Origin of the sequence: Pseudomonas sp. GZD-209 (assembly GCF_049310485.1) — a bacterium.
Classification (GTDB): domain Bacteria; phylum Pseudomonadota; class Gammaproteobacteria; order Pseudomonadales; family Pseudomonadaceae; genus Aquipseudomonas; species Aquipseudomonas sichuanensis.
The window spans coordinates 1-6,680 of sequence record NZ_JBMOWQ010000100.1; the positions used below are offsets into that span (position 1 = coordinate 1).

Consider the following 6,680-nt stretch of genomic DNA (forward strand, 5'->3'; position numbering starts at 1 on the left):
GCCCTCTCCCCCGGGGGTTTCGTGAATGGCGTGGGAGCGGGCTTGCCCCGCGAATGGCGGTGTCATTGCTTAGCAACCTACCATTGTCCCCACCCGCAATGCAGCAGCTTTTTCAGTTGGCGATCAGCACCTGGTGGGTCTTCAGGTCCGCCTCATGGGCCGCCAGGATCTCCGGCAACGAGTTACGCAGGTACTCGACCCAGGTCTTGATCTTGGCATCCAGGTACTGGCGCGACGGGTAGATCGCGTACAGGTTGAGCTCCTGCAGGCGGTAGTCGGGCATGATCCGCACGATGCTGCCGTCACGCAGGGCATCGATGGCCGAATAGATCGGCAGCACGCCAACCCCCATGCTGCTGCGGATCGCGGTCTTCATCGCATCGGCCGAGTTCACCTGGAACGGCGAGGTGGTGATGTTGACCAGCTCCTGGCCTTCGGGGCCGTCGAACAGCCACTTCTCCAGCGGGATCACCGGGCTGACCATGCGCAAGCACGAATGCTTGAGCAGGTCGGCCGGCTTGTGCGCGGTGCCGTGGCGTGCCACGTATTCGGGCGAGGCGCAGACGATGCTGTAGGTGATGCCCAGGCGCTGCGAGACGAAGCCCGAGTCCGGCAGCTCGGTGGCCAGCACGATGGACACGTCGTAGCCCTCGTCGAGCAAGTCGGGCACACGGTTGGCCATGGTCAGGTCGAAGGTCACGTCCGGGTGCGACTCGCGGTAACGGGCGATGGCATCGACCACGAAATGCTGGCCCACGCCGGTCATCGAATGCACCTTCAGCTGCCCGGCAGGGCGGGCGTGGGCATCGCTGGCTTCGGCTTCGGCCTCCTCGACGTAACTGAGGATCTGTTCGCAGCGCATCAGGTAGCGCTTGCCTGCTTCGGTCAGCGCGATGCGCCGGGTGGTGCGGTTGAGCAGGCGGGTTTGCAGATGGGCTTCCAGGTTGGAGACCGCGCGCGAGACGTTCGCGGTGGTCGTATCAAGCTGCACGGCGGCGGCAGTGAAACTGCCGAGCTGGGCCACACAACTGAAAGCACGCATGTTTTGCAGGGTGTCCATGGGTCACTCTCGGGTTAGAGGACAAAATTGTGACATGAAGTAACGTGAATGCACGTTCGACCAAAGCCGGATTATCGCTGTTTTGGTAACAAAGATTCGCAGGAATATGCGCTTATCGCCAATGAAAGCCACCCCTAGAATGGCCCAGCCCCTCCACCTCTTCCTCGGGAAATCGCAGCTGTGCCGCGTCGCCACATCGGAGCGCTCCGAGCGCTCAGTGCCTGTGCCCTTAGCTTGTCCTTGAGCGGCTGTATCGGAACCTGGGGCATTGCCCCGCAAAGCAAGACAATCCAAGCCAACCAACTGACCACCGACGCCGCCATTGGCGAGGCGGCGCGTGATGCCCATTGGCCGGCCCAGCAGTGGTGGCGCGCCTATGGCGACCCCCAATTGAACGCCTGGGTAGCGCTGGCCCTGCAGGGCAGCCCGAGCATGGCCATGGCCGCCGCGCGGGTGCGTGAAGCCAAGGCCATGGCCGGTGTGGTCGAGTCGGCCGAGCAGTTCCAGGCCAACGGCCAGGCCTCGCTCAAGCGCCACAACTGGCCGGAGGATCAGTTCTACGGCCCCGGCGCGTTGTCTGGCGCCAACACCTGGGACAACAACGCCGCCATCGGCTTCAGCTACGCGCTGGACCTGTGGGGCCGTGAACGCAATGCCAGCGAGCAGGCCGTGGACCAGGCCCACATGAGCGTCGCCGAGGCGCGCCAGGCCCAGCTGGAGCTGGAAAACAACGTGGTGCGCAGCTACATCCAGCTCAGCCTGCAGTTTGCCCGGCGCGATATCGTCCAGGCCGAGCTGGCCCAGCAGGAGCAGATCGTCGCCCTGGCCAAGCGCCGCCTCGACGGCGGCATCGGCACCCATTTCGAGCTCAGCCAGGCCGAAGCGCCGCTGCCCGAGACCCACCGCCAGATCGACAGCCTCAACGAAGCAATCGCCCTGACCCGCAATCAGCTGGCGGCCCTGGCCGGCAAGGGCCCGGGGGAGGGCGGCAAACTGCAGCGGCCAAGCCTGACCCTCGGCGCGCCGCTCAAGCTGCCGTCGAACCTGCCCGCCGAACTGGTCGGCCAGCGCCCCGATGTGGTCGCCAGCCGCTGGCAGGTCGCCGCCCAGGCGCGCGGCATCGATGTGGCCCATGCCGGCTTTTTCCCCAATGTCGACCTGGTGGGCAGCCTCGGCTTCATGGCCACCGGCGGCGGCCCGTTGGAATTCCTCACCGGGCGCAAGTTCAACTACAACGTCGGGCCGGCGATCAGCTTGCCGATCTTCGACGGTGGCCGCCTGCGTTCGCAGCTGGGCGTGGCCTCGGCCGGCTATGACGTGGCCGTGGCGCGCTACAACCAGACGGTGATCGGCGCGCTGAAGAACATCTCCGACCAACTGATCCGCCGCGAATCGATGCAGGAGCAGGCGCACTTCGCCGCCGAATCCGTGGCCGCCGCGCAGAAGACCTACGACATCGCCACCGTGGCCTTCCAGCGCGGCCTCACCGACTACCTCAACGTGCTCAACGCCCAGACCCTGCTGTTCCGCCAGCAACAGGTGCAACAGCAAGTGCAGGCCGCGCGCCTGATCGCCCATGCCGAACTGGTCACCGCCTTGGGCGGGGGCCTGGAAGCCGGCAAGGACGTGCCGGACGAACAGCGCCAGGCCGCACCGAAGACCCCGGCCGCCTTGACGATGGTCGACAAACTCCTCGACCACGCGGACCACGCCCAATGAGCGCACTGAGTTTGCCCCTGCGCTGGCTGCAGAGCCTGGAATGGCGCCGGGGCTTCTTCGCCTGGGCGCGCACCGACGGCGTCACCTGGGTGTACATCTTCAAAGTCCTGGCCGCGGCCTTCATCACCCTGTGGCTGGCCATGCGCCTGGAGCTGCCGCAGCCGCGCACGGCGATGATCACCGTGTTCATCGTCATGCAGCCGCAAAGCGGCCATGTGTTCGCCAAGAGCTTCTACCGGGTGCTCGGCACCCTGGCCGGCTCGGCGATGATGGTTGCGCTGATCGCGATCTTCCCGCAGAACACCGAGCTGTTCCTGCCCAGCCTGGCCCTGTGGGTGGGCCTGTGCTCGGCCGGTGCCATGCGCTACCGCACCTTCCGCGCCTACGGCTTCGTGCTGGCCGGCTACACCGCGGCGATGATCGGCCTGCCGGTGCTGGAGCACCCCGACCAGGCGTTCATGGCCGCGGTGTGGCGGGTGCTGGAAATTGCCTTGGGCATCCTGGTGTCGACCTTCGTCAGCGCCGCGATCCTGCCGCAGTCGGCCAGCGCCGCCATGCGCAACGCCCTGTACCAGCGCTTCGGCACCTTCGCCGGGGTGGTGGTCGAAGCGCTGCGCGGCGACAGCCAGCGCGACCGCTACGAGACCAGCAACGTCCGCTTCGTCGCCGAGGCGGTGGGGCTTGAGAGCCTGCGCAACGTCACCGCCTTCGAAGACCCGCACATGCGCCGCCGCTCTGGCCGGCTGGTCCGCATGAACAGCGAGTTCATGGCCATCACCACCCGCTTCAACGCCCTGCACCGGCTGCTGGAGCGCCTGCGCGCCCGTGGCCCGCTGCAGATCGTCGGCGCCATCGAGCCGGGCCTTGAGACGCTGGCCGAGCTGTTGCAACCCTATGTGGGGCGTGCGCTGACCGACGCCGATGCGCTGCGCCTGGCGCTCGAACTGGGCACTTATAAAGAAGGCCTGCAAGCCCAGGTCCGCGGGCTGCGGGCGGACTACCTGGAAACCAACCCCAGCGAGTCCGACCTGCTCGATTTCCATACGGCCTTCGAGCTGCTCTACCGCTTCGTCGACGAGATGTACAGCTACGCCGAGACCCACGCCTCGCTGGCCGCCCATACCCACGAGCGCGAGCAATGGGACGAGCCTTACGTGGCCCAGACCAGCTGGCTGGTGTCGGCGGCCGCTGGCGTGCGCGCCTCGGCGGTGCTGTTGCTGCTGGGCAGCTACTGGCTGCTCAGCGACTGGCCCAGCGGCGCCATGATGACCCTGATCGCCACCGTCACCGTGGGCCTGTCGGCGGCCTCGCCGAACCCCAAGCGCATGTCGTTCCAGATGGCCTGCGGCACGGCGATCGGCGCCTTTATCGGCTTCTTCGAAACCTTCTTCGTGTTCCCCTGGATCGACGGTTTCCCCTTGCTGTGCATGGTGCTGGCGCCGGTGTTCGTGCTCGGTGCGTTCCTCGCCTCACGCCCGGCCTACGCCGGCTATGGCCTGGGCTTGCTGGTGTTCTTCGCCATCGGCTCGGTGCCCAACAACCTCACCGTCTACAACCCCTACACCTTCATCAACGACTACATCGGCATGGTCATCGGCATGTTCGTCTGCGCCGCGGCCGGGGCGATCATCCTGCCGCCCAACAGCCGCTGGCTGTGGAGCCGCCTGGAGCAGGAGCTGCGCGAGCAGGTGCTGTTCGCCATCAGCGGGCGCCTGCGCGGCCTGGGCTCGGCCTTCGAAAGCCGCACCCGCGACCTGCTGCACCAGGCCTATGGCCTGGCCGCCGGCAAGCCGCAGGTGCAAAGCCAGCTGATGGGCTGGATGTTCACGGTGCTGGAGATCGGCCACGCCGTCATCGAGCTGCGCAAGGAGCAGGCCCGCGCGCCGGTGCACCCGGCCTATGCCGAGTCGCAGCCCTGGCGCCAGGCCATCCGCGTCATGGGCCGGGCGTTGGCGCGGCTGTTCCTGCAACCGAGCGCCAGCAACCACGAACGCGCCCTGGTGGCAGTGGACCATGCCATCAGCCGGGTGCAGGCCACCGACGAACCCTTCGCCCGGCACTTCGACACCTCGGTGCTGCGCCGGGCGCAGAGCTACCTGCACTTCATCCGAACCTCCCTGCTCGACCCACAGTCGCCGTTGGCCCCGGCGAAAGGATTGCACGATGCCCCGTGAGATCGCCTTCCATGGCGTGTACATGCCCACCATGACCTTGATGTTCCTGTTCGCCCTGGGCCTGGCCTGGGGGCTCGATCGGTTCATTGCAAGCGTTGATGGCTACCGCTTCTTCTGGCACCCGGCGCTGCTGCGCCTTTCCCTGTTCGTCTGCCTGTTCGGCGCCCTGGCGCTGTCGCTCTACTGGTGAGAAACCTTCGATGAAAAAGTTCTTCAGCCTGATCGCCACCCTGCTGGTGCTGACCGCTGCCGTGGTGATCGGCCGCCAGTTGTGGCTGCACTACATGACCACGCCCTGGACCCGCGACGGCCGGGTGCGCGCCGACATCATCAACGTCGCCGCCGACGCGCCGGGCTATGTGGTGGACGTACCGGTCAAGGACAACCAGCGGGTGAAGAAGGGCGATGTGCTGATCCGCATCGACCCCGAGCACTACCAGCTGGCGGTGGACCAGGCCAAGGCGCTGGTCGCTTCGCGCAAGGCCACCTGGGAAATGCGCAAGGTCAACGCCAAGCGCCGTGCCGACATGGACAATCTGGTGATCTCCAAGGAGAACCGCGACGACGCCAGCAACATCGCCAACTCGGCGCTGGCCGACTACCAGCAGGCCCAGGCCCAACTGGCGGCGGCCGAGCTGAACCTCAAGCGTACGCAGATCGTCGCCACCGTCGATGGCTACGTGACCAACCTGAACATCCACAAGGGCGACTACGCCCGCACCGGCGAGGCGGTGATGGCGGTGGTGGATGAAAACTCGTTCTGGGTGTACGGCTTCTTCGAGGAGACCAAGTTGCCCCATGTGAAGGTGGGCGACGTGGCCGAGTTGCAGATGATGAGCGGCGAGCGCCTCAGCGGGCATGTGGAGAGCATCGCCCGGGGTATCTACGACCGCGACAACCCGCAGAGCCGCGAGTTGATCGCCGATGTGAACCCCACGTTCAACTGGGTAAGGCTGGCGCAGCGGGTGCCGGTGCGGATTCATATCGACGAAGTGCCGGACGGCTACCTGCTGGCGGCGGGGACGACTTGTACGGTGGTGGTCAAGCCGAGCGAGTGATGGTCTGTAACTCCGTTGACTCAGCGGGGACCTGTGGGAGCGGGTTTACCCGCGAAGATGCCGACGCGGTGCATGGCACCGGCTGAGCCGGTGTTCGCGGGTAAACCCGCTCCCACAGGATACGCTCAAGCCTGGCTGTTTCCATTCGCTACTCCAACCAGCACTGGCACCTGTACCCGGTCGATCACCTTGGCGCTGATCGACGTATCCAGCAGTCGCCCCAGCCGCGACAGATGCCGGTGCCCCATGATGATCAGCTCGCACTCCAACTCCCGGGCCTTGGCGACAATGACGTCCTCCGGCTGGCCGGCCTCCATGCAGCCCAGGCTGTCGAAGCCGGCTTCGCGCAGGGTCTTCACGGCGTTGCCCACGGCATGTTCAGCCATCTGCTGCTCGTCGCAGGCGGCGGGGTATTCCTCCAGCTCCTGCTCGGTGTAGGCCGTGCGCTGCTCGTGCACGGCGAAGGTCGCGTCGATGGCCAGCAGCACGTGCAGGGTGTGTTCGCCCGGGCGGCAGTAGCGGCGGGCGAGGTCGAGCAGGGCATGGCTGGCGGGGGAGGCGTCGATGGCGATCAGCACTGGGTGGGGCATGGGCATTCCTTGTTGGCAGTGGCGGGGGGGGGGGGGGGGGGGGGGGGGCGAGGGGAGGAGCTATATCGAAGCACGTGTA

The 6,680-nt window shown here is 66.4% G+C and carries 6 protein-coding genes; 4 read left to right on the forward strand and 2 right to left on the reverse strand.

Features of this window, described 5'->3' with window-relative positions:
• Positions 1 to 112: 112 nt before the first annotated feature.
• Positions 113 to 1,060, reverse strand: a complete 948-nt coding sequence (locus tag ACO6VM_RS12970; RefSeq protein ID WP_125462652.1) for a LysR family transcriptional regulator — start codon at positions 1,058 to 1,060, stop codon at positions 113 to 115.
• Positions 1,061 to 1,240: 180 nt separating this feature from the next.
• Here ACO6VM_RS12970 and ACO6VM_RS12975 point away from each other — a divergent pair, with 180 nt between their 5' ends.
• Genes ACO6VM_RS12975 through ACO6VM_RS12990 form a run of 4 tightly spaced genes read left to right on the forward strand, consistent with a single transcriptional unit; the run spans position 1,241 to position 6,011 of the window.
• Complete coding sequence (locus ACO6VM_RS12975) at positions 1,241 to 2,779, forward strand: efflux transporter outer membrane subunit (protein ID WP_422403392.1); 1,539 nt, start codon at positions 1,241 to 1,243, stop codon at positions 2,777 to 2,779.
• The gene (locus ACO6VM_RS12980; protein WP_401058590.1) at positions 2,776 to 4,953 is read left to right on the forward strand and encodes an FUSC family protein; all 2,178 of its coding nucleotides are present in this window, start codon (positions 2,776 to 2,778) and stop codon (positions 4,951 to 4,953) included. The genes ACO6VM_RS12975 and ACO6VM_RS12980 overlap by 4 nt, the downstream gene beginning before the upstream one ends.
• A complete protein-coding gene (locus ACO6VM_RS12985) occupies positions 4,943 to 5,143 on the forward strand; it encodes a DUF1656 domain-containing protein (protein ID WP_028689551.1) in 201 nt (66 codons plus the stop codon). The genes ACO6VM_RS12980 and ACO6VM_RS12985 overlap by 11 nt, the downstream gene beginning before the upstream one ends.
• A 10-nt stretch (positions 5,144 to 5,153) precedes the next feature.
• Entirely contained in the window at positions 5,154 to 6,011 is an 858-nt protein-coding gene (locus tag ACO6VM_RS12990) for an efflux RND transporter periplasmic adaptor subunit (protein WP_401058592.1), read from the forward strand.
• A gap of 125 nt (positions 6,012 to 6,136) precedes the next feature.
• On the opposite strand, the gene ACO6VM_RS12995 is transcribed toward ACO6VM_RS12990, so the two are convergent.
• Positions 6,137 to 6,601, reverse strand: coding sequence for a universal stress protein (locus ACO6VM_RS12995; protein WP_401058594.1), 465 nt, complete (start codon positions 6,599 to 6,601; stop codon positions 6,137 to 6,139).
• Positions 6,602 to 6,680: the final 79 nt, after the last annotated feature.